Here is a 24,511-nt window from a genome sequence, read left to right as displayed (position 1 = left end):
GACAAATTCCTGCTTCATTTTTTCATATGACGTATTTTACATTCTTACATCCATCCGGCATCCATATCACTGCACGCGATTACAACGCTGTCGATTCCAAGCAGGATCAGATAGAAACCAATGATAAAACCTGCGGAAAACAGGGCAATTGCCGGCCATATGATCATCAGACAGCCAAGGATGATTCCCATGATATTTACGATCATGGTAAAATAATAGAAAAAGCTTCCTGCCAGGCGGACCAGCGGCAGATGGGTCAGTCTGGAAACTGAGTGGGCAATGAACCAGATTGGAAGGAGCAATGTCATGATCAGCTCTCCGGCATTTGGATACATCAGAAGCATCAGGCCAGCAAGAATACTTAATATCCCGGATACCAGCGCAATGGTTGGTCCGAAGCCAATGTACCGCTCTGTTTTGGCATAAAATACAATGTCTGAAATACCGGTAATCACCGCCAGGATACCATATATGAACGTAATTCCCCGGATCATGTCACCAGGATTAAATAATGTGTAAATTCCAAGAAGGATCAGCAGGATTCCTTCAATGAGTTCCAGCCAACCATAACGTGAACGTCTTCTCATTTTTCCTCACTCTCCTCTTTTTTATTCAAAATCTCCATAAACTCTTCACCGGTTATGGTCTCTTTTTCGTAAAGGAACATTGCCAGCTCGTCCAGCTTCTTACGGTTATCTGTAAGGATTTTCTTCGCTTTTTCATGTTCCCGTTTCACAAGCTCTACTACTTTCTCATCAATCTCTTTCTGGGTATCTGCAGAACAGGAAAGAGAGGCGTCACCGCCCAGATACTGGTTGGTAACAGTTTCCATGGCTACCATGTCAAATTCGTCAGTCATTCCATAACGGGTGATCATGGCTCTGGCAATCTTGGTCGCCTGCTCGATATCATTGGAAGCACCGGTAGTGATCTCGCCAAATACGATTTCCTCCGCAGCACGTCCGCCGGTAAAGGTAGCGATCTTGTTTTCCAGTTCCTTCTTCGTCATCAGATATTTATCACCAGTCTCCACCTGCATGGTGTAGCCAAGGGCTCCGGAGGTACGCGGAATAATAGTAATCTTCTGTACCGGAGCGGAATGGCTCTGAAGGGCTGCAACCAGGGCATGTCCGATTTCGTGATAGGATACCACCTTTTTCTCCTGGTCAGACAGGACTGCATTTTTCTTCTGGTAACCTGCGATTACCACCTCGATACTCTCTTCCAGGTCTGCCTCTGTAACTACAGTACGTCCACTCCGGACAGCACGGAGAGCTGCCTCGTTAATGATATTTGCCAGTTCTGCACCGGATGCACCAGATGCCATACGGGCGATTGTATGGAAATCCACATCATCCGAAGCTTTGATCTTCCTTGCATGAACCTTCAGGATCGCTTCACGTCCTGCAAGATCCGGAAGTTCCACTGGTACGCGGCGGTCGAAACGGCCTGGACGGGTAAGTGCCGGATCAAGGGATTCCGGACGGTTGGTAGCTGCCAGAATGATAACACCGTTATTTCCCTCGAAACCATCCATCTCTGTCAGCAGCTGGTTCAAGGTCTGCTCACGCTCATCGTTACCGCCAACCTGACCATCACGCTTTTTACCAATGGCGTCAATCTCATCAATGAATACGATACAAGGTGCTTTTTCTTTAGCCTGTTTAAAAAGATCACGGACCTTGGAAGCACCCATACCTACGAACATTTCCACAAATTCAGAACCTGACATGGAGAAAAATGGTACATTGGCTTCTCCTGCAACTGCCTTGGCGAGCATGGTTTTACCAGTACCTGGAGGGCCTACAAGAAGAACACCTTTCGGCATGGAAGCACCTACATCAGTGTATTTCTTAGGATTATGCAGATAGTCTACGATCTCTGCCAGATTTTCCTTCGCTTCATCCTCACCTGCCACATCTGTGAAACGGATACCTTCGCTGGACTGTACATAAACCTTGGCATTGCTTTTTCCCATGCCAAATGCCATGGAGTTCTTGCCACCGACCTGTTCCATTAATTTTTTGGCCATATAGTTTCCAAGAACGATGAAAATGATCAGTGGCAGAAGTCCGGTTACCAGAAAGCTCAGAATCGGAGAGGTCTGCTGGTCGATATCCTTGGCAAAGGTTGCTCCGCATTTATACAGACGGTCTGTAAGATTTGGATCATTCATAAGACCTGTTTTATATATTTTTTCATTGTTTTTGTCTGTAAATACAATCTGGTTGTCTTCTACTTCTACTTTACCAATATCTTTCTTATCAATCATGCTCATGAAGGTACCATAGTCCGTCTCTTCTACCTGATGTTCCATTAAAATAGGAGAAACTACCAGGTTAAAGACGATCAGTACAAGAAGCACGATGCCGTAATAATAGATCAGCGGCTTTTTGGGTGTTTTCACTTCTTTCATGGTTTTACTCCTCTCTTTATTGTATCTTGAAATGTATCGTTTTCAGAAATAACCTATAATCGTTTATTTCTGAAATCTTTTAAATACTCTTAATATTTTTATTTTAATCCCCGCTATTCAGACTGTCCATAGACAAAATCTTTATTCTGTATAGATAACGCGCCATGATTTAAATAATATGCAAAAAGGCAGAATGTAATATTACACCTTGCCCTTAACATGGTTCTTTTCTTTAATTGTTATCCTAAAATTTCCAACCAGCCTCTGCTTCTTCCAGTTTTTCTTGCAGAATATTTTCGAGATCCGCAAAAGCAGGAATAAAACTATCACGTATAAGCAGAATCATTTCATCTATTTCTTTTTCATTATAGATATGAACAGCTGTATTGCGTTTTTTTAACATTAACAGCCATACCGCCGCATCATTCACAAATCCAAGTTTATAACCAAGCTGCAAAATTTCCCTTGGAGATCCTGTTTCTGCTCCAGCAGCCCCATGTAATCTCAATATTTCCTGTAATGCTTTCCACGCAAGTTCAAATGTCAGATTAAATTGCCCGATTACACCAGTTCTATATATTTCATTATCATCAGCAAGCTTAAAATCAGCATTTTTCAACACAGTAAGACAATTTGAAAAGTTATCTAGCTTTTTCATAAATCACCACCCCGTCTCTGTCAATTTCTTCTTTCAGCTCTTCTGATATTCCCTTATCACCTTCAATTACATCAAAAGTTAATAGAGAATGCATATTTTCTTTAACTTCCCAGTAAAATGAATCAAAATCCCCGCCATATACAATTATATCCACATCACTTCTCTCTGTATTATTCCCTCTTGCACGGGATCCAAAAAGAATCACTTTTGCAACAGAATATTTTTTTGCAAACAAAGAAATATCTCTTAGAACTCTCTCCGGAAGATTATATTTCATATATTACTACCTCCAGTTTTGCAAATATTCTTCAATCCAATCATTGTTCCTCAATATTCTTCGTTTCTTCAACATTCTCTGGCTCTTCAGTATTCTCAGTTTTCTCAGTATTCTCTGATTCTTCAGTATTCTCTGGTTCTTCTACATTTTCTGGCTCTTCAGCATTCTCTCTTGCTTGCATGGCGGCTCTTTCCCGGATGCTCTTTTTCGGTGCTGCCGGCTGACTCTGACGGGCAGAGTTCTTCTTCGCAGGATCTACCGCAAATTTCCGCTCTGGATCAGCCTTGGCAACTTTCCGAAAACGGGTAGCACCCCAAAGCAGAAACAGTGGTAATATAATCGCCGTAAAAAGAATTCCCAGGTTCATAAGGCCGGTAACGAACAGAAGAACCTGCATAAGAATTTCTGCCACAAACAAAGATATTATCATTTTCACAGAAAGCTGGCTCTTATCAATCCTGTTGGAATTCTTCACTGAGAAAAGTCCGACTATCACTTCCCAGATTCCAACCGCTACGAAGCAGATTCCAATTCCCTTTAAAAGACCACTCTGCATGCCTGCCTTCTCAAGCAGTTCCACATATTCAGCAGTTCCCTTCTCTGCCTCCAAGGCTGTCATAAAGAAATTGATTCCATACATAAGCGTGGATGTAACCGCAGAGAACATAAGAAAAATCCCTCCAAGCAGAAGACACATCTTGCCATTCATCGCCTGACGTTCCACTTTTTGCCGTTCAAACTGATCCATAATTTTATCCTGCCTCTCATTTATGATAATATTCCATCTGACGCTATAATTGATTAAAATATAACACATTGATTTCTTTTTTTCAATGTTCCCAGTATGCGCGCAGAGATCAACTAATCTGCCACTTCACATGGCTGCCCTTCTCATCCTTGCTGACGATCAGCTGATCTTCAATCTCCTGTTTCAGCTCTGTTACATGAGAAATGATTCCGATCAGCTTACTTCCGCCGGCAAGCTCCCGGAGTACTTTTACTGCCTGCTCTCTGGAATGCTCGTCCAAAGAACCAAATCCCTCGTCCACAAACATCACATCCAGATTGATTGCAGCTGAGCTTTCCTGAATCTGATCTGCCATTCCAAGAGCCAGGGATAATGCCGCCATAAAGGATTCTCCCCCGGAAAGCGTACGGACTTCCCGCTCTTTTCCAGTGACATTGGAATAGACCATAAGATCCAGACCACGGTTTTTCCCTTTTCCTGCATTTTCCTCATTTACCATACGAAGTTCAAACTGTCCAGCGGACATATCCAGAAAGCGCCTGTTCGCTGCATAAAGAATCTTCTCCAGGTAATACCTTTGTACAAAAGTCTCCAGATCCATCCTGTTTCCAGACATATTTCCAGACAGAAGCTTATATAAGGTCTCCAATTTCCCATGTTTCTCAATAATCTTTCCACGCTTTTCCATCTGCGGGGTAAGGATATCGCAGGCATCCTTATCTGCTTTATATTGCTCTTTATACAGCTCCAGGTTCTTTTGGGCCTGAATACGTTTTGCTTCCGACTCTTCCATCTGTATTCTGGTCTTCTCCATATCCGGTCTCTTTCTGCCATCGATGGCTTTTTTCGCAGTTTCCTCTGCAGTCTGTGCTGCGATCAGATTCTGCCTCCAGGTATCTGTCTCCATTTGAATCAGATCTATCGTTTCCCTGGAATACTGATCAGCTATAGCAGACCATTCGCTTTCTGTCATATCCCGGGCAGTCATTAAATCCTGATAAGAAACAAGCCTTTCCTGACAACTCTTCTGTAAGCCCGGAAGCTCCAGCTCATACCGCCGGATCAGGCTGGTGCAGTTCGTCAAAAGCTCTATCGCAGATTTTTCTTTTTCCTGGGATGCCTTCGCATTCCCATCTGCCATCTTCCATTTGGCCTTCGCCTGGTTAAATTCCTGCATGGCAGCTTCCTCAGAGGGGTATTCCCTGGAAGCCAGAAGCTGTTCCAGGAGTTTTTGATTACTTTTGGCTGCAGCAGCTGCTTCCGTCAGTTTTTGACCGGCAGCTTCTACTGCCCGTTTTCCTGCTTTCTTCTTTTCTTCCATCTGATTCAGGGCTTCTTGAAGCTGAAGCAGGTTCTGTCTGTCTGCCATGAGCCCTGCACCTTCTGTCTGTAGGATTTCATCCCAGTTTTTGAGAATTTTTTCTATTTCCCCTGTGTTGTCACATTTCTCCGTGCCAGAAAACAGATTTCTCTTCTCCAATATCTGTCCGCATAATTTTGCTACCCGTTTTGAACATTCCTTTTCTTTTACTGCAGCTAAATCAGCAGATGAGCGCACGGCTCCTGCGGCCTGTTCCTGCCGGCTGCGAAGATCTGAAACCTCTTTCCCTGCCTGTTCCAGAGATTCCCGGGTAAGATCCTCGTGAACTTCAGGTGCTTCGCATGGATTTGGGTGCTCCAACGAACCACATACCGGGCAGGGTTTCCCGCTTCGAAGCTCCCTGGCGAGAAAGCCAGCCTGTTCATCCAGAAAAATGCGCCTCATAGATTCATATTTCTGATTCTTCTCTTCATACTGGCTGCTTATTTTCATGTACTCCAGCCTTGCAGTTTCGGCTTGTCTCTTCTGAGTTTCGATATCTTTCAGGAGTTGTGTGATTTCCTTTAAATCTCCGTCAAGAATTTCCAATTCTTGCTTTTTTCCCCTCCAGACAGCAATTTTTTCATTAGTATCTAAAAGCTTTTCACACTGGCTTCTCCAGTCTGTTTCTTTTTTTTCAAGACTTTCAAGTGCTTCCCTGGCCTTTTTGTCTGCAGTCTGTGCTGCATGCCAGCTATTCTCACTATTCTTTACATCAGTCTCTGCTTCTTTGATCTGTTTCAGAAGTTTCACTTCTTTATTTACCCGTTCATAGACACTTGTATATGCCTGAAGCTCCTGATCTGCTGTATTTTTTGCCTCCTTAGCTTCATCTGACGCTGTCTTTGACTGGATTTCCAGCACAGGCTTTTTCTCTTTTTGCTCTTTTAATGCATTTTCACAGGTATACATATTTTTCAGGGAATCCTGATAGCGCACATATTCCCCTTTAATCTCATACGCTTTTTTAATCTGGGCAGAAAGCACAGCCTTTTCGTTCATCTGTGCTTCGACTTTCTTACATGCTTCCAGCCGCATGGTGGCAGCTTCTAACTGACTATACAAATTTTTCAGCTGGCTGGCACTATTGTAGGTATCTCTTTTTTCATCCCGGATTTCCGAAGCAGCTTCCAGTTCTTTCTTAGCAATTCCCACATTTGTACGCAGATTCCCACACAGTTCTGTCAGAAGCCCGAGAAACTGGTCCATAACTACAATTTCGCCATTCTGGATCTGCTTCTTCAGGTTTTCCATTTCCTCATGCTTCTCATATTCCCGGGGAATTATCACATGTGCAGCCTCCGTCTGGCACGCTGTCTTAATCTGTGCGATATCCTTCTCAAGAGAGCGCTTCCGGTTCATCAATTCTTCTACAATATTCTGATATAATTCTGTATTAAACAATTTCCGGAAAATTACTTTCTTATCATCGGATCTGGCACGAAGAAGCTCCATAAATTCTCCCTGCGCGATCATTGCAACCTGCATAAACTGGCTTTTGGTAAGTCCAAGAATCTCTCCCAGCTTACTGTCAGCTTCCTTCTGGGGATATTCTGTTCCATCTGGCATGGTCAGACTTACAGACCCTGCCACCTCACGACTGCCACTATTTTTCCCTGCGCCTCTTGTAAGCAGCTTCAGGTGTCTGGGCACACGGCGAACTGTATAAAACTGACAGTCTTCACCAATTCCTTCTGAAAAAACCAGTTCTACAAAAGGCTCTACATTCAATTCCACATACTGGCTCTGGAGAACAACGCCCTCTTTCTTATTGGTACTGGAGCTGGTCTCTCCATAAAGTGCAAATACAATGGCATCAAATATGGTGGTTTTTCCTGCGCCAGTATCTCCGGTTACAAGAAAAAGATTCTGATTGGGCTCCCGAAAATCAATCTGCGTCAGTTTTCCATAAGATCCAAATGCCTGCATTGTAAGCTTCACAGGTCTCATTTCGCCACCCCCTGTACTGTATTGATAACATCCTGAATAATTTCTTTCTCTTCCTCATCTGCATCTGCAAGAAACTGACAGCAAAGTTCAAATGGATTCAATTCTTTCTCGCTTACAGCTCTTCTGGTATAGTCTGCCTGCCGTACTGTCTCACGGCGAATCTCCAGCAATCCCGGAAATGCCAGGCGCAGACGATCCTGCATATCGATCACATCCAGATCAACCTTATCAGTGAGAACAACTGTTACATAATCCTGGCAGGCCTGTCCCAGAACGCTTTCCAGATCACCCTTGATTATTTTTATCTGGCGCAGGGGAACAAGTGGAAGCACTTCTGTGCTGATCTCTCCTTTTCGCTTTATGTCAACCAGTATGATTCCTTTCCTCTGACCTGCCTCACTTACAGAACATGCCAGAGGAGTACCACTATAGCGGTAAAATTCACTGCCTACTTTCATCGGTTTATGGATATGACCAAGAGCCGCATAATCAAATTTCTCCAGAATATCCGCAGATACCTGGTCAATATTACCAACAGTTCGGATTTCAGAATCCATTCGCTCTACTGAATCAGCGTTTTCCCCTATAGACAGGTAAAACTGATGGCTTACCAGAATATTTCGCTGCTCCTTGTCGATTTCTTCCCTTTCGATCAATTGGTGAATGGCATCATTATAAGAAAAATTATTTCCATTCTCATCTGTGCCTGTGATCAGCTTCACCATAGACGGTTTCACAAAAGGAAGAAGATAAAAATTCACCGTGCCATATTCATCCTGAAGCACAACCTTCTCAATGTGGTCTTCTTCCGTCTGTGGCGGTATTCCGATCATGTAAATTTTCTGATGTCCCAGTACACTCCGGAAACAGTTTACACGGGGTGCGCTGTCATGATTACCACTGATCATCATAATTACGCAATCTGGCACGGCTTCTCGCAGCGCCCCGATAAAATGGTCGAAAATTTCCACTGCTTCTGCAGATGGAACTGCCTTATCGTAAATATCTCCAGCGATGACGATTGCATCTGGCACTTCTTCCTTCGCTTTCTGTATGATCTGGTCCAATATATATTCCTGATCCTCCCTAAGATCACGGTTGATCAATTTCAAGCCAATATGTAAGTCTGACAAGTGAAATATTCTCATATACAACTCCCTGCTTCTTGTATTTTACTTTTTGTACTTTACTTCAGATATTTCTTATTAACTTCTCTCTCAATCCACTCCATCAGAACATCCACTACATATTCCTGTTGTTCCTTGGATAACGGTATTCCAGATGGAATTCTATGCCATTTATATAGGCAGCCCCTACAGCAGCACCCAGTCGCATGCTGGGCCAGAAATACCGGGTGCCCACGCATGGGAGTCTGCTTGCCATCATTTGGAATCCGGGCAGGTGCCAGCCGCGTCCGCACAAAATCCTGGGCATGACTGCGGATGGTATCCATCCCTTTCTCCTGGATATACTGTAAATCCTTCTCTTTTAGATGAAAACGGCTGCGAAAATCAGAGTGGGACAATCTCTGAAATAAATCCTCAAAATCCCCCTGCTTATGGCAGTATTTTCCAAGATATTTCTCGTAACCAGACAAAACCTCTGCTAATTTCAGATTCAGCTCCGCACAATTATAGCGGATTTCCTCTTCTTCCACCCGGAAATAGAAGTCCACATCCTTTTTTATTTTACTTCTGCTCCACTGATTTCCTGAATATTTTCTGCCTTTTTCTCCAACGATATTACTGCTGCATCTGCTGTTATTATATCCACCACAGCTTCTTTCTGCCCGCACAAGCAGCTTCACCTGTGCCGCATGTTTCTTCAAAAGAGGAATTATACAAAAGTATAGCCTGTCATCATCCATATGCAGATACCCTAATACCTGTCTGGACTTATTCATAACCTGGATCTGGTTCCCCTGAAAAGTTCTCGGATAAAGATACTCTTCCGGCTGCAGCTGGGATATGAGTCTGCTCTCTGCAGTACCCGCTTCTGCCGCCAAAAATGCTTTAAACAGATAAATCCTCTGCCCTTTCCCATCTGTGGTCTCTGGTATTACCATTGAATCCAATGCCTGGATCGGATTCACATACTCCATGGATAAATATTCAAATATTTTTGCCTGGACGCGGAAACGATACTCTTTCAGATTGGGAACAGCGGATAAATCACCAGAAATCCTGCTCTCTGTTTTCTCCAGAAGTTCTGCTGATGCCTGGCGCAGACTTGTAAGAAAAAGCGTAAAATCTTCTTCCTCCGGATCCCACAGATATTTGCCTCTGGCTGTCTGATAAAAAAGCTTCCCTGCAGAAGCTGCTTTTTCTTCTTCGGATAGTTCCATATTGTAATGCATATAGATATTTCTTGGAATAAAAGCAGTCTCATTTCGTTCCCCGCTCCATTCCTGCGAAGCAGTCTGCTGCTGAGCCGCCTTTCCCTTCCGTGTCTGCTCCTGTGTCATCCTTTTACCAGCTGCTGCCGTCCGCTTTCTGCTGTGCAATCCAGTTTCAACACTTTGGCATAACAACCGGTAGGCTTCGTTAATCTTCTGGGCGCGGCGGATATGTTCTTCGCTGACCTCGCTTACGGAGTCCGGGTGAAACAGACTGATCATCTTATGGTATTTTCGTTTAATCTCACGTTCATCATCCTCTGGATCAATCTCCAGAATTTTCATAGCTTCTTTGGTATTCATTGCATTCCTTTACAGCATTTTATATTCTTAAATTCAGTATACACGATTTCTTATTAGAGAACCATAATTTTCCTTGTTAAAGAAATAAAAAATTGTAACTGTTCAGAGCCAACCTCCAAAATGCTTCGCATTTCGTCGGTGTGGCGTATCCGCCAAATGGATTTATGTACAAAAGTGTTCATTCATGCAAGCATGATTCACACTTTTGTACATAAATCCGCTTGGCTCTGAACAGTTACAAAAAATTTATTATTGCTATTATGGAGATTTACAGATATTGTTATAATTTATGGCTGAGAATCTGCTTCCCAGCCATTTTTCTGATGTGTTTTGTTATAGGTTATCGGATGTGCCTTGCGAAATGTAATTCCTTGTGGTTTATACTCTTTTGTACTCTAAATTCTTTGGTGTACTATTGTTCCTTCGTACTTTCGTTTCTTTGGTATGATATCATTCTTCTGTACTTTAGCTTCTTTCGTGTACCAGGATTCTTCTGTACTTTGATTTCTTTACTCTACGATCGTTCCTTTGAACTTTATTATCTTTTGTACTTTATAAATCTTTCGTAGAACCACAGAACTTTCGTGCTTTTTGTTTCTTTTGTATTTTATGACTTTCTTTCGTAGCTTAGGTTTCTTAAGTATTCTTCGTATTTCTCTTTTGTTGATGTATTTATACTACCATACTTGTCGCTTTTTGTCATCTGGCAAAGTGAACATATTTTCGATTGGATTTTCATTTATTTTTTATTCTATCAATATAAGCAATAAAGTTAATGAGTAAATCTATACTTCATCCAATCTTCCGCCAGCTTGATCCAGGACTGGCACTCTGGCTGGATTCCAAAACCATCGAAGCGCTTTGTCTCTTCATCAGCAAGACCCAGGCCATGAGGTCCCACCGGATAAATATGCAATTCCACAGGAACCTCATTACGGTGAAGAGCTTCGAAAAACAGCAGGGAATTTTCCACCGGGATAGATTCATCTGTTGCCGTATGCCACATAAACACTGGCGGGGTATCCTTTGTCACCCACTTTTCCAGGGATACACTGTCACGCAATTCTTCATTGCTGTAATCCTCTCCAAGAAGATATTCAAAGGAGCCCTGATGCGCCTTTTCCCCGGAAGTAATTACCGGATAGCTGAGGATCAGACCATTTGGCCGGAATATTTCAGAAGATATTCCCAGCTTTTTTTCCAGAAATAATTTTTTCCAGAATACTCCCAGACTTGCTGCAAGGTGGCCGCCAGCAGAGGAGCCCTGAAGGACAATACTATCCTTATCAATATGCCACTTCTCTGCATTTGCGCGAAGCAGTGCCACAGTTTTCGCCAGCTGAAGCAGAGCCTCCGGATATACAGCAGGTGATACACTGTAACGCAGAACTACCGCATGATATCCCATTGCCAGGAATCTCATTGCAAGTCCTTCTGCTTCCCTGTCTGATGTCATAACATAACCGCCTCCCGGGCAGATCACTACAACCGGGCGCTTTCTTTTCGGATCGATTTCCGGCGAATTATCGAGAAAATATGTATACAGCTCTGCTTTAAATTCAGAGCCTTCGACTTGAATTTCCATTATTTCATGAATCATGATTTTACCTCCAAATTAAGCACGCTGGAGCGTGTTTGAAAAAAGCTTTCTGCAACATCTTCCGCAAAGTGAGACATGCAGATTGCAGGAATGATTTCCCAAACACGCTCTGGAGCCTGTTTAATCTCTTTTCGCAGTAAGAATTTCCATAAGAACTCCTGCCAGCTCCGGATCAAGGTCACCTGAATAGAGATCTCCAGCCAGAAGAACCGGGTCTGGCTGTCTGCGTACAGATGCGATGATCTTCTCTTTTAATGTGAAAGAAATCTCTGCCTGCTGCAGGAAATCCAGAATGCGCTGTTCTACATGATTGCTTCCAAGCTCTGTTTTTTCTGTAAACTGTACCAGAAGTGAGTCAGCGTTTTTGTGTCCATTAATTCGGACAGTAAGTACATTTTTCCCTGCATCATAGAAATTCTCACATTCCACTTCTCTTCCACCGTCTATCACTTTCACCTGACTCTCGGTAACTCCCCAGAATTCCAGCGTCAGATCTCTCATTTCCGGAACCAGGACACTTTCACCTGTCACCGCTCCGACTTCAAATACTGGCTTTTCGCTCCAGGTAAGCTTCATCGGTGTAACAGCACAATGTCCCTCTTCATATCCACGGGTTTCATTGTCATCCTCATAAAGCCGGAAGTCTCCATCTGCCCCTGCATATACGCGGATTCTCAGGGATTCTGGATTCCTGGAAGCTGCTTCTCCATAAATTTCATCTGTCATAGGCACAATACCACCAGCCTTTGCCAGCACCGGAAGAGATGCGATATCACGGTAAAAATTCACTTTCCGCTCTTTGTCTGACTGATAGATCATTCCGTTGAAAATATCAATAAAAGTTCCCGCCGGCAGCCAGCCTTTTGTTTTTGCCACATGAAGCTTCGGAATCCTCGGTGTAGTCACCGGAAAAGCCAGCAGCTCTGTGCCAAAGAAGAAGCCGTTTTTCACATTATAAGTCTCTTCTGCATCCGGATACTGATAATACAGCGGCTCTACAAGAGGTTCGCTATCTGCATAGCTTCTGTAATTCATTGTATATAAATATGGAATCAGCTTGTGACGCAGACGAAGGAAATCGTTCATCACCTGATGAATCTCCAGCGGGAATCTCCACGGCTCTTTTCCCAGGAATTCATTCTGAGTACTGTGCAATCTCATGATCGGGGAAAATACACCCAGCTGATACCAACGTGCTTCCATCTCATCATCACGATAGCCAAACATATGACCACCAATATCATGGCTCCACCAGCCATAACCGATATTAGATGCAGTCGCAGTGAAATACGGCTGGAACTGCAGGGATTCCCAGGTCACAATGGTATCTCCTGAGAAGCCAATGGGATATCTGTGGCTTCCCGGACCTGCATATCTAGAAAATACAATCGGTCGCTTTCCTTCCCTGCCGCTGTCCAGATAATGGAAATGATTCAACATCCACAATGGATCAAGGCCTTCCACTTTCGTGTTGCCACCCTGCTGCCAGTCGATCCACCAGAAATCCACTCCCATTTTTTCATAAGGATGATGCAGGATCTCAAAATATTTTTCCAAAAATTTCTGATCGGAAATATCAAAGTTCACAGGAAGCTCTTTGGATTTGTCAACACCCATGGCATCTGCCATTTCCTCATACATATCTTCATAGGCCTGAACACCATCTGCCGGATGCACATTTAAGGTCACGCGCATTCCTCTCTTATGCAGTTCCTGCAGGAAGCGCTGTGGATCCGGGAAAAGATCCCGGTTCCAGGTGTATCCGGTCCAGCCCTCCCCATATTTCGGATCCACTTCTGTCACATGCCAGTCCATATCAATAACGCCCACAGTAAATGGAATCTGTTCTTCCTGGAATCTATCCATCAGCTCCAGGTATGTTTTTTCAGAATATGGATAATAACGGCTCCACCAGTTTCCAAGCGCATATCTTGGAATCATAGGTGTCCTTCCGCAAAGATGATAATAAGCCTTCAGCGCTTCCTTGTAATCTCTTCCATAACAGAAAAAGTACAGATCTTCCTCTGCCTCTTCTCTCACCTTTATCCAGGAATCTCCCCCGATCAGAAGGGATTTGCTGTCATCCAAAAGGGCATAGCCGCTTTTTGACATGATTCCATCTTCCAGAGGGCAGGCACCGTCCACTTCGTCCAGTGTTCTTACGGTTCCTCCAAGATTGTCTTTTTTCTCCCCATAATGCCATGCAAGGCGGGTCTGGCCTTTTATGCTGAGCCCGTGAGAAGAAAATTTCTTCTTATTGTAGATCAGATGAAGACGGCTTGTGATAATCTCCAGCTGATCCTCTTCCTCTTTTACCAGATATTCCGGGGTCTCAAAATCACGGTTCCATACAGTCTGGGTTGCTTCATCCACGAAATTCCCGCTTTCACTGTATTCCAGACGAAGAAGTCCTTCTGTCAAAACAGTAATTCTATACTTTTCTCCTTTTACCACGCTGGCTTCCCTGCATTTGGGAAATGTGGTTACTTTATAGTAGTCTTTCATTATTCTGCTCCTTGTGCAATTCTATATTTCCCGCATTTTGCATTTATAGATTTCTTGTTACGGTTCAGAGCAAAGCACTTTTTCACAGGAATCCATTTGGCTCTGAACCGTAACGATTTCTTATAAGTTCTTTACATTTTACTTTACATATGTCAGACTTACATCCTCATAATGCAGCCGGAAAAATCTGCCGCATGCAGACTCCTCCGCCACTCCCATTTCCGGGTGGGCAAGCACCAGCTGCCCGCAATCCAGATATTTCTGAAAATAGGAAAAATCCAGTGGTATTTTATGGTGTCCCGGACAGATCACCTTGCATTTTCCTACCTGCGCTTTCAGGAAACAGATGCTTTTCATAAATTCTTCTACTGGTACAGATTCTGTAAAATTCAGCATTACACCCATGCTGCACACTGTATCCCCGGAAAACAGGATTTCATTTTTTCTGTCATAAAAGCAGACAGAGCCTTTTGTATGCCCCGGAGTATGAAGTACTTCTAATACCCGGCCGCCTAGATCAATCTGAAGCGGCATATTCCGAAGTTCTGCTTTTCCCTGAACCGCTATTCCACTTCCGCATTCCATTTTTTCCGCAACCAATCTCTGTTTTCCCGCTTCCTTCGAGCTTTCCGATATAAATGCCCGCTCCACTCTGTCACAGCTAAGTACCTGCAGAACTTCGTCCGTAAGATTCAGGTTCAGCTCCCGGTTCATTCCCGCGATCACTCCGGCGCGATAAGAAGCCTGCCTGTGTTTCTCATACACTGAAAAATCATCCTGATACAGGTAAACCGTATCAAACTCATCATTTCCACCGATATGATCCAGATGCCCATGAGTATTCAACACGATAACCGGCTTATCAGTAAGCTTTTCCACAAGCTTTCGAAGCCCTGGAAATCCCATACCAGTATCGATCAACGCGGCTTTTTGCGTTCCCTCCACCAGATACATATAGTCTCCAAATAAATCCTGAATATGGAAAACACCATCCGCAAGCGGTTCCCATTTATAGAATTCTGTTTCCATCTTTTTGCCTCATACATGGTTACCGCTCACATTCAAAGGAAACGGCAACTTCTGTTTTCTCTCTTTATTCTTCTACTGCTTTCAAAAGATCAGCAAATGTGGTCAGATTGTAGGTTGCTTTTCCACATCCAACTGCATCGCCGATTGCAGCACTGTCCATATGTCCCGCAATGGCAGCGTCAATTCCAGCCTCTGCGTCCTCTACTACCATGCATTTCTCTGCCGGTAAGCCAAGGAATTCGGCTGCTTTCACAAATACCTCCGGGTCTGGTTTGGAATGGGTGATATTATTTCCATCAGAAACAGCATCAAAGAAATCGCCCAGTCCGATTCTTTCCAGAATGTATGGAGTGTTCTTACTGGAAGAACCGATTGCAAGCTTTAATCCCTTTGCACGGAGTGCATGCAATGTATCTGCCACCTCTTTGGAAAGGTCTTTTTCGCTCATATTCCCAAGAAGCTTTTTGTACACCTCATTTTTCTCTGTAGCGTACTGTTCCTTCTGCTCCTCTGTAAGCGGCTCCCCTTCGTAACGCTCCAGAATGATCTCCAGGCTCGCCATACGGCTTACACCTCTGAGACGGTTGTTAATCTCACGGTCAAAATAAATTCCCAGCTTGTCTGCTAATGTTTTCCATGCCTGATAATGATATTCATCTGTATGGCAGATTACGCCATCAAGGTCAAAAATAATTCCTTCGTATTTCATTGTGATATCCATCCTTTCTTTTTATTTAAAGTGCAAATACAAAGCCTGCAATATTTATAACAATATTCACAAAATTCAACATATAATCATGCATCTATCACTGTATTCATCACTATTTCCAATACATTCCCCATTTGTCCGAATCACATCCGCATACCAGTATCCGGAATCCTTCATAATACGCTTCTGGGTAGGATAATCCACATAAACCAGTCCGAAACGCTCCTGATATCCACATGCCCACTCAAAGTTATCCATAAAGGACCAGTGGAAATATCCCATAACCGGCACAAGCTCAGCTGCCTCTCCCAGCTTCTGGAGATAGCGCTCCAGATATGCAATTCGGCATCCATCGTGTACTTTTCCATCCAGGGATACCAGATCCCCATTGGAAATACCGTTCTCTGTCACTACCACTGGTTTGCCGTACCTTTCATAGAGAAACTGCGGCATCCAGTACAGGATCTCCGGTGTAACCGGGCTCTTCATATGGGTATGGGCAAATCCAAGAGGTTCCGGGGAAAATACCGGCTTCCCATCTTTTCCCATTTCTACCATTCTGCCATCATAAATATTCTGGCCTACAAAATCTAACGGCTGGCAGATCAGCTCCATATCCTCTTCTGGAAAATCAGGAACAATACCCTTATATTGCTCCAACGCATCCTCCGGATATTTTCCAAAGAATACCGGATCACTCCACCAGGTCATACTCCATTCCCATTCTGTTATTGCGATTTCATGGAACATCATATCCTTGGCAGCCTGAATATCCTCTTTGCTGTTGGTTTTCGGATAAGTAAACCTTCCTGTAGGTGCGTATCCGATCAGAAGCTCCTGTTTTCCATATTTTCGCAAAGTTTTTACTGCAAGCCCATGTGCCATCAGAACATGGTGTGCTGCGAGAAAGGCTTCCCGTGGAGAGCAGTTCAGTCCCGGTGCATGGACTGTTCCGTAATATCCAAGTCCAATAAAACACTGTGGTTCATTAAATGTGATAAAATATTTCACACGGTCAGAAAAAGCTTCTGCCACAATTTTCGTATACTCGCCAAACCACTGTACAGAATCCGGATTCAGCCATCCCCCTTTTTCCTGCAATGCCTGGGGCAGATCCCAGTGGTATAAGGTTACAAAAGGCTCAATATTATGGGCCTTCAGGCAATCGATCAGATGATTATAGTAATCAATTCCTTTCTGGTTCACTTCTCCGGTACCCTCTGGCAGGATTCTTGACCAGCTTAAAGAAAAACGATAGGCTTTCAGTCCCATCTGCGCCATTAACGCAACATCTTCTTCTACATGCTCATACTGCATGCAGGCATTTTCCCCAGAGCTTCCATCCAGAACCGCTCCTTTTTTTTCACAGAAAACATCCCACACGGAATCTCCGCGTCCATCTGCATGGGCAGCGCCTTCTACCTGATAAGCCGCAGTGGCTGCTCCCCACAAAAAATCTGATTTGAATTTCATATATGTAATCTCCTAATACAGTCTCCTTATTTCATATGTCATACCAACGAAATGCGAAGCATTTTGAAGGTCAGCCTGAATATTTACAAAATGCACAACATACGAGAAACAACGGATTCATGCAAAAAGCCCGGCAGGGTCTGTGCCTACAGACAAGCTTCCCTGCCCCAAATCACCAGACACCCGCCGGGCTGTTTTCACAAAGCATTCCGCTTATGCAAATTCCAAAGATTCTTTTAACGGATATGCCCCATTCATTATTTCAATGCAAAATGCAGACTGTTTTCCAGTACACATTTTTCACCATATACATGTAACTCTACCGGCTCTCCACTCTCTAATGTGAAAGTAGTGCCGTCTTTATTTACCTCTACCTGAATATGTCTTCCCAGGTAGATCAGTTTAAAGCGATATGCATCCCACTGTTTCGGAAGTGCAGGTGCAAACCAGGCTCCGCTTTCTTTCAGGCGGAAGCCGCCGAAGCCGTAGACAATTGCCATGTAGTTTCCACCCATGTTTGCAGTGTGGATTCCATCCTTTGTATTCTGATGGGTATTGAAAAGATCCAGCTTCGCGGAATCCCCGAAATACTCATATGCCTTATCAGCCAGTCCCAGTTTGGAAGCTACAATACTGTAGATACAGGTAGAAAGTGAGGAATCGTGAGTGGTAACCTTCTCATAATATGCAAAGGACTTACGGATAGTCTCAATATCCTGGGCATCCTCGAAAATAAAGTGTGCCAGAACGGTATCTGCCTGCTTACATACCTGATATCTGTAAATATACATAGGATGGTAATGCAGAAGTAACGGATAATGATCCTTCGGTGTATGCTCGAAATCCCATACTGCTTTGTGCAGGAAAGAATCGTCCTGTGGATTGATTCCCAGTTCCTCATCATATGGAAGATACATCGCTTTTTCTGCTTTTTCAAACTCTGCGATCTCTGACTCTTCCAATCCAATCTTCTTTGCAACCGGTTCAAGCTTTCCAGCTTCTTTAAGCAGATTATAAAGTCTTACCGCCCAATGCAGGTTATACTGGGCATCCAGATTGGTGTAATAGTTGTTGCTTACCAGACAGGTGTATTCATCTGGTCCTGTCACTTCATGAAGCTGGAAGGTTCCTTTATACCAGCAGCCCAGATCCAGCCACATACGTGCAGTTTCGAAGATGATCTCCGCACCTTTTTCTGCCATAAAATCCAGATCTCCGGTTGCCAGATAGTAAGCAACTGTTGAATATGCAATATCACCACTGATATGATACTGCGCAGAACCAGACGGGAAATAACCGGAGCATTCTCTTCCTCTGATGGTACGCCACGGATAAGCCGCACCCTTCTTATGTCCCAGGATCCTTGCATTTTTTCTTGCCTCATCCAGTGTGGAATAACGGTACTCTACAAGGTTTTTGGAAACCTCCGGATTGGTCAGGGTAAAGAATGGCTGCATATACATTTCTGTATCCCAGAAATAGTGTCCTTCATAACCTTCACCGCTTAAGCCTTTGGCTGCAATGTCACAATATGGATCTTTTCCAACAGACTGGATCAGCTGGTAAGCATTGTAGCGGACCGCTGCACAAAGGGCGTCATCACCATCAATTTCCAGCGCAGAGCTCTCCCAGAATTTGTCCAGGTATTCTCTCTGCTCTTTGTAAAGCACATCCAGGGAAACAGCAGTTACTGCTTCCATCTCATCCTGTGCATCTTCCTGAACATCCTCATAACGGATGCTGTCTGCAAAAACCATATATTTCACAAAGCGGATGGCTTCACCCTGTTTTGCGGAAACAGTAAATTTCTGAACTGCATGGTGTCCTTCCAGAACGATTTCACCGGTCTGTACTTCATCCGCAGAAATGATATTTTTCACACCTGTACATACCTGAAGTCCGGAAGTAGCTGTATTTGTTACAAGATAAGACGCTCCATTTACCACGTTCCCATGATCCGGGATCAGGTGCTGGAAGCTCTCCCCTGCAACTCGCGGGTCGTTAGGATTGCAGTAGTTTCTCACATTTCCCTGATGTTCTGATTCGATTCTGACCTCACCGGAAAAGTTCACCGGTGTTACCTGATAATCGATCACAAACAGCTGCAGATGGGAGAAAGAAGTCATTCTGCGAATTTCAATCTCCGCTTCTTTCCCATTAGGCGCTTTCCACAAAACTTTACGCACTGTATAGCCGTTCTGCATATCCAGCCAGCGGCTGCCAGAAAGAACCGCTCCATCAAACATGGAAAATTTCTCTCCGTCCAGATAAACCCGGATTGTCTGGCCATCTGCCACATTCAGCATGGTTTCTTTTTCCTCTGCCATGCCATAAAGCTTCTCTGCCTGCTTCATTTCCGCGATATCATAAAAACCATTGATATAGGAACCGCGGATCGTATCGTATCCTTCCGGATATCCTTCCTCAAAATTGGAACGTACTCCAATATATCCATTTGCATTATGGAAAATTGTTTCATTTACCAAGAGGGCCTCGTTATCCAGCTTAAGATCATCAATTTTGTAAATCCATTTCTCGTTCATGCCTTCCCTCCGAAGTTGTTATTTTTCGTTGACATTATTTAACCGCACCGGCAGCAACACCTTTGATGATGTATTTCTGTGCACACAGGTAGAAGATAACTACCGGGATAATGGTCAGTGTCAGACCTGCCATCGCCATATTCCACTGAATGGTGAACTGTCCGAAGAAAGAGAATGTAGACAGCGGAATGGTTCTGTTTGCCTTGCTGGAAAGTACCAGGGAAGGAAGAAGATAGTCATTCCAGATCCAGATGACGTCCAGGATGATAACCGTCATAGTGGTTGGTTTCAGCATTGGGAAAACGATCTTCCAGAATACTCCGAACTTGGTGCAGCCATCGATGGTAGCAGCCTCTTCCAGAGATACCGGAATGGATTTCACGAAGCCATGATACAGGAACACAGCCATACTTGCACCAAAACCGATATACATATATACAAGTCCAAGCTTATTGTCCAGCATCTGGATATGTAACGTATCACGGATCCAGCCCATTTCCTGCATCAGAGGCATCATAAGGGTCTGGAACGGAATCAGCATGGTAGCAACAAAGGTGCTGAAAATGATCTTGCTCAGTAAGTTATTTGCACGAACCAGCATCCATGCAGTCATAGAAGCCAGAATCACAATGATCACAATAGAAATGATGGTTACAAAAAGGGAGTTTCCAAAAGCATGGAAGAATTTCATCTTCTTCATTGCTTTTTCATAGTATTCAAAGCTGAAGCTCTTTGGCCATGCCAGCATGTTCTCATACAGCTCTGCCCTGTTTTTAAATGAGTTTACGAATACAATATATACCGGGAAAAGCCATAAAATCGACAAAAGGATCACAAGTACATTTGCAACAATAGATTTTCCTTTTTTCATTACATTTCAACCTCCCTTTTTTTAGTCACAGAAACCTGTACAAGGGTAATCGCAGCAATTACAAGCAGGAACACGATTGCTTTTGCCTGTCCATATCCATAATTACTCTGGGAGAAGATCTCATTGTAAATGTTCATGGCGAACATCTCCGTAGCATTGTTAGGACCACCACCGGTCAGGGACAGGTTTACATCGAAGATTTTGAAACAGTTGGAAAGTGTCATAAACAGACAGATTGTAAAGGATGGCATCAGCAGCGGGAATTTGATCTTTAACAAAGTCTGCCAGAAGCCTGCACCATCTACAGAAGCGGCTTCCAGAACATCGTCCGGAATCGCCATAATACCGGTAATATAAATGATCATAATGTAGCCAGCCATCTGCCAGGTACTTACAATGATCAGCGCAACCATTGACATAGTGGGATCCAGCAGCCAGTTGGAAAGAAGCTTGCTGCTGCTTCCAAGAGCCTCTGCCACATAGGAAAGTCCATCACCAAGAATGAATTTCCAGATATATCCAAGGATCAGACCACCGATCAGATATGGCATGAAGAGCATTGCTCTTGCTGCGTTTCTTACTTTCAGCTTCGTAGTTACGATCAGGGCAAATGCAAGACCGATCACATTGATCAGAAGCACGGAAAATACGGTAAAGATTACGGTATGTCCTGCGGAGGTCATGAAACGGCTGTCAGAAAACAGACGTACATAATTCTTGAATCCTACGAAAACTTTTGGGTTCAGTGGAAGTCCGTCCCAGGAGAAGAAAGAGTAACCCACGCCGATGAAAAACGGGATCAATACGATTGTTGCAAATACGAATAACAGCGGCACTGTAAACAGGGCGTACCAGCCTGCATCTTTTCTTTTCTTTTTCTTCATTTTTATTTCTTCCTTTCTGAAGTATGAAGCCATTGCCAGAGCATGTTTGAAAAAGGCTTTTAACCAGATGTCCATTTACAGAATAAACGCCCGGCCATGAAAGAGCTTGCGTTTTCATCAGCCTCCCATTGCCGGGCGATTCCTATTTCATTTCAGTCATGGAAATTCAGACTGATTCTGTTTTCATTACTGACTGGATTTATTTTGCCTCGTTTGCCTGTGCCCATGCATCATCAAGTGCTGCAAGGAAATCTTCGCAGGACATGTCAGAAGTAAAGAACTCCTGTGCAACCGGTACAAGATATACATCTACGATACCAGCCGGCCAGTCATTCATCGGCCAGGAGATTGTCTTTCCTTCAGCTGCATAATCAGCAACCTGCTGGGAAATCGGGTCAAGGCTTTCATTCTCCATACCATCAACAACCGGAAGGAATCCGAACTCGTTCATCAGGTAATCCTGTCCGCTCTCAGATGTGTACAGCCACTCAAGGAAATCTTTACCAGCTTTCTGCTCAGCCTCAGATGCCTGAGAGTTTACATACCATGCAGCCGGAACACTTACAGCGATCTTATCGTTTCCGCAGATCGGAAGTGGAGCAAGTCCCATATCGAAATCTACATCATAATCAGCGAACATGCTGTAGCACCAGTTACCCTGATGGATTGCTGCTGTTTTACCTGTTGCGAAATCACCACACTCTTTATCATAGTTTGTTTCAAGTGGGTTGTAAGAGTTGTCACGGATTGCTGCATAGAATTTTGCAAATTCCTGGAACTCTGGTGTATCTGCCATCTTAACTTCACCGGCATTTAATTTCTCGATGAACTCAGTTGGGTTCTCCTGAAGAGCAAATGGTGTATTTAAGATATGTCCGATCAGGAAGTAGCTCTCCTGGGAAAGACCAAATCCGTTGATTCCGTTTGCTTTCTGGTCTTCCAGCATTTTTACGAAGGAATCATAATCTGTTACTTCATCTGCATTGATGAGGTCTTTGTTGTAAACCATTCCAAAACCTTCCATTGTGTATGGGATACCAACAGTCTTGTCATCAATAACATCAGCCATGCCATCTGCGATCTTGTCAACGAAGCTTAAGTCGCTAAGATCTGCTTCATAGTTCTTCATGGTCTCTGACTCAGCGCCAGGAAGCAGTGAATATACGGTCGGTCCCTGTCCGTTAGCCAGTTTGGTCTTTAACTGCTGAAGGTAATCATCACCTGTGGTTCCCCAAACCTCAACCTCTACGCCAGTCTCATCTTCGTATGTCTCAGCCAGCTCTTCCAGCTGGTCGATGATCTCTACTTTAGACTGGAAAACGATGATCTTGTCTACGCTGTCTTCCTCGTCTGCGTAGCAGTTAACAGTTGCGGATGCAGTCATTCCTGCGATCATTGCGGTAGCCAGTGCCAGGCTCATCACTTTTTTAGCTTTCATTCTTTTTCCTCCTTTAATTGATTTACCGTGCTTGTTTTGTAAATCGTTATACTAAGATAATAGCATAAAACGCTAATTTGTCAATTGGTTTTCATCGTTTTTCCGTCGTTTTGCTCATTTTCAGTACTTTTTGCTGTAAAAATGCACAAAAAAGCCTGTGTTTCAACCGTCTATTGGGCAATTTCAACACAGGTTTTTACTAATCATTTTACTATTTTACCTTTTATTTTTGTTTTTTTACTAAAACAGTCTTTCTCATCTTTACTTTTGGGGATATCTGGAAGGTTTTTGCAACCTCTTTGCCATTTAAGACTTCCAGCAGATAAAGGGCTGCCAGATAGCCGCGCTCATAATCCGGGACCGTGACCGTCGTAAGGCCTATTTCCTGGGCGCGGTCCACATCATCAAAGCCTGTTACCGCAATATCCTCCGGCACACGGATTCCGTTTTCCTTAAATGCTTTCATTGCACCGATGGCCATATTATCATTGGCACAGACCAGGACTTCCGGCAGATTGTCCGTCAGGGATATTATTTTGCCTGCTGTATATCCGCTTTCCTCGCGGTAGTCTCCCACAAAGTAATTTTTCTGGGGAAAATGGATGTTATTTTTCTCAAGTGTATCGCGAAATGCCCGGTAGCGCTCCATATTATCCAGACTGTTCTCCACACCGCTTAGGAATGCGAATCTCCGGTAACCGCTGTCTATAATGCTCTGGAGCATTTCGCACATAGGTGGATAGTTGTCTACGATTACACTCTTTACATAGGGGGAAAATACATTTCTATCCAGTGCTATGATCGGATAATTCTCATTTGCACATCTCAATATGGTGCTGTCTTTCAAGCCAATATCCAGAACAATACAGCCGCTGCTCATATTATTTCTCATAAATTTCTCGCAGGACCGCTGGGTGCAGATGAGGAGATCGTAATCTTTATTCTTAAGATAATCATTTACGCCTTTTATGACTTCCAGATAAAAATTCCTGTCAAAATCACTGAACACAAACAGAATCGTATTGTTATCCTTTCCTTTCAACATTTTCCCGGCTTCATTGGGAACGTAGTCCATTTCCTCGATCAGCTGCAGTACTCTTTCCCTGGTACGCTTTCCCACGTTCCGCTTTCCATTGATCACATTGGAAACTGTAGAAATGGAAACCCCTGCTGCCTCTGCAATATCTTTGATTCCTACCATATTATTTTCCCCCACAATTTTATTTTATGTTTTTGCCACTGTTCCAGAGCCAAGCAGATTTTTTCCATATTCTAAGAGCTTTCCCCGACCATGTGTATTTTTCTATTTTACATTATTTTAGTAAAATTATCAATGATTTTACATGTTTTTT

18 protein-coding genes are annotated in these 24,511 nt (G+C 43.6%); all 18 read right to left on the bottom strand.

All coding sequences use genetic code 11. The annotated features are described in order from the left end of the window. Positions 1 to 44: 44 nt before the first annotated feature. Positions 45 to 587: an HdeD family acid-resistance protein gene (locus ACTQWB_RS09585; protein ID WP_441501035.1), complete on the bottom strand. Its 543-nt coding sequence runs from the start codon at positions 585 to 587 to the stop codon at positions 45 to 47. Next, entirely contained in the window at positions 584 to 2,416 is a 1,833-nt protein-coding gene (ftsH, locus tag ACTQWB_RS09580; RefSeq protein ID WP_441501034.1) for an ATP-dependent zinc metalloprotease FtsH, read from the bottom strand. The genes ACTQWB_RS09585 and ftsH overlap by 4 nt, the downstream gene beginning before the upstream one ends. 244 nt (positions 2,417 to 2,660) lie before the next feature. After that, positions 2,661 to 3,074 carry an HI0074 family nucleotidyltransferase substrate-binding subunit gene (locus ACTQWB_RS09575; RefSeq protein ID WP_441501033.1) on the bottom strand — a complete coding sequence of 138 codons (414 nt, stop codon included), beginning with the start codon at positions 3,072 to 3,074 and terminating at the stop codon, positions 2,661 to 2,663. Then, positions 3,058 to 3,351, bottom strand: coding sequence for a nucleotidyltransferase family protein (locus ACTQWB_RS09570; RefSeq protein WP_441501032.1), 294 nt, complete (start codon positions 3,349 to 3,351; stop codon positions 3,058 to 3,060). The genes ACTQWB_RS09575 and ACTQWB_RS09570 overlap by 17 nt, the downstream gene beginning before the upstream one ends. A gap of 40 nt (positions 3,352 to 3,391) precedes the next feature. Then, positions 3,392 to 4,099 carry a hypothetical protein gene (locus ACTQWB_RS09565; RefSeq protein WP_441501031.1) on the bottom strand — a complete coding sequence of 236 codons (708 nt, stop codon included), beginning with the start codon at positions 4,097 to 4,099 and terminating at the stop codon, positions 3,392 to 3,394. A gap of 109 nt (positions 4,100 to 4,208) precedes the next feature. Continuing rightward, complete coding sequence (locus ACTQWB_RS09560; protein WP_441501030.1) at positions 4,209 to 7,409, bottom strand: AAA family ATPase; 3,201 nt, start codon at positions 7,407 to 7,409, stop codon at positions 4,209 to 4,211. Next, entirely contained in the window at positions 7,406 to 8,557 is a 1,152-nt protein-coding gene (locus ACTQWB_RS09555; protein WP_441501029.1) for an exonuclease SbcCD subunit D, read from the bottom strand. The genes ACTQWB_RS09560 and ACTQWB_RS09555 overlap by 4 nt, the downstream gene beginning before the upstream one ends. 38 nt (positions 8,558 to 8,595) lie before the next feature. Then, the gene (locus ACTQWB_RS09550; RefSeq protein WP_441501028.1) at positions 8,596 to 10,107 is read right to left on the bottom strand and encodes a DUF4186 family protein; all 1,512 of its coding nucleotides are present in this window, start codon (positions 10,105 to 10,107) and stop codon (positions 8,596 to 8,598) included. Between the two features lie 772 nt (positions 10,108 to 10,879). Continuing rightward, positions 10,880 to 11,707 (bottom strand): alpha/beta hydrolase, encoded by an 828-nt coding sequence (locus ACTQWB_RS09545; RefSeq protein WP_441501027.1) that lies wholly within the window; start codon positions 11,705 to 11,707, stop codon positions 10,880 to 10,882. Positions 11,708 to 11,827: 120 nt separating this feature from the next. Further along, positions 11,828 to 14,212 carry a TIM-barrel domain-containing protein gene (locus tag ACTQWB_RS09540; protein WP_441501026.1) on the bottom strand — a complete coding sequence of 795 codons (2,385 nt, stop codon included), beginning with the start codon at positions 14,210 to 14,212 and terminating at the stop codon, positions 11,828 to 11,830. A gap of 138 nt (positions 14,213 to 14,350) precedes the next feature. Beyond that, a complete protein-coding gene (locus tag ACTQWB_RS09535) occupies positions 14,351 to 15,241 on the bottom strand; it encodes an MBL fold metallo-hydrolase (RefSeq protein WP_441501025.1) in 891 nt (296 codons plus the stop codon). Between the two features lie 64 nt (positions 15,242 to 15,305). Further along, positions 15,306 to 15,950, bottom strand: a complete 645-nt coding sequence (pgmB, locus tag ACTQWB_RS09530) for a beta-phosphoglucomutase (RefSeq protein WP_441501024.1) — start codon at positions 15,948 to 15,950, stop codon at positions 15,306 to 15,308. A 75-nt stretch (positions 15,951 to 16,025) separates the two neighbouring features. Next, positions 16,026 to 17,423, bottom strand: a complete 1,398-nt coding sequence (locus ACTQWB_RS09525; protein ID WP_441501023.1) for a GH1 family beta-glucosidase — start codon at positions 17,421 to 17,423, stop codon at positions 16,026 to 16,028. A 257-nt stretch (positions 17,424 to 17,680) separates the two neighbouring features. Further along, positions 17,681 to 19,966 (bottom strand): glycoside hydrolase family 65 protein, encoded by a 2,286-nt coding sequence (locus ACTQWB_RS09520; protein ID WP_441501022.1) that lies wholly within the window; start codon positions 19,964 to 19,966, stop codon positions 17,681 to 17,683. A gap of 34 nt (positions 19,967 to 20,000) precedes the next feature. After that, positions 20,001 to 20,837 carry a carbohydrate ABC transporter permease gene (locus ACTQWB_RS09515; RefSeq protein WP_441501021.1) on the bottom strand — a complete coding sequence of 279 codons (837 nt, stop codon included), beginning with the start codon at positions 20,835 to 20,837 and terminating at the stop codon, positions 20,001 to 20,003. Then, a complete protein-coding gene (locus ACTQWB_RS09510) occupies positions 20,837 to 21,721 on the bottom strand; it encodes a carbohydrate ABC transporter permease (RefSeq protein ID WP_441501020.1) in 885 nt (294 codons plus the stop codon). Before ACTQWB_RS09510 ends, ACTQWB_RS09515 begins: the two co-directional genes overlap by 1 nt. 199 nt (positions 21,722 to 21,920) lie before the next feature. Beyond that, complete coding sequence (locus ACTQWB_RS09505; protein WP_441501019.1) at positions 21,921 to 23,159, bottom strand: ABC transporter substrate-binding protein; 1,239 nt, start codon at positions 23,157 to 23,159, stop codon at positions 21,921 to 21,923. A 223-nt stretch (positions 23,160 to 23,382) separates the two neighbouring features. After that, a complete protein-coding gene (locus ACTQWB_RS09500; RefSeq protein WP_441501018.1) occupies positions 23,383 to 24,360 on the bottom strand; it encodes a LacI family DNA-binding transcriptional regulator in 978 nt (325 codons plus the stop codon). Positions 24,361 to 24,511: the final 151 nt, after the last annotated feature.

The organism is Blautia sp. HCP3S3_H10_2 (assembly GCF_052122375.1).
Classification (GTDB): Bacteria; Bacillota; Clostridia; order Lachnospirales; family Lachnospiraceae; genus Blautia_A.
This window is presented reverse-complemented; position numbering and strand designations above follow the sequence as displayed.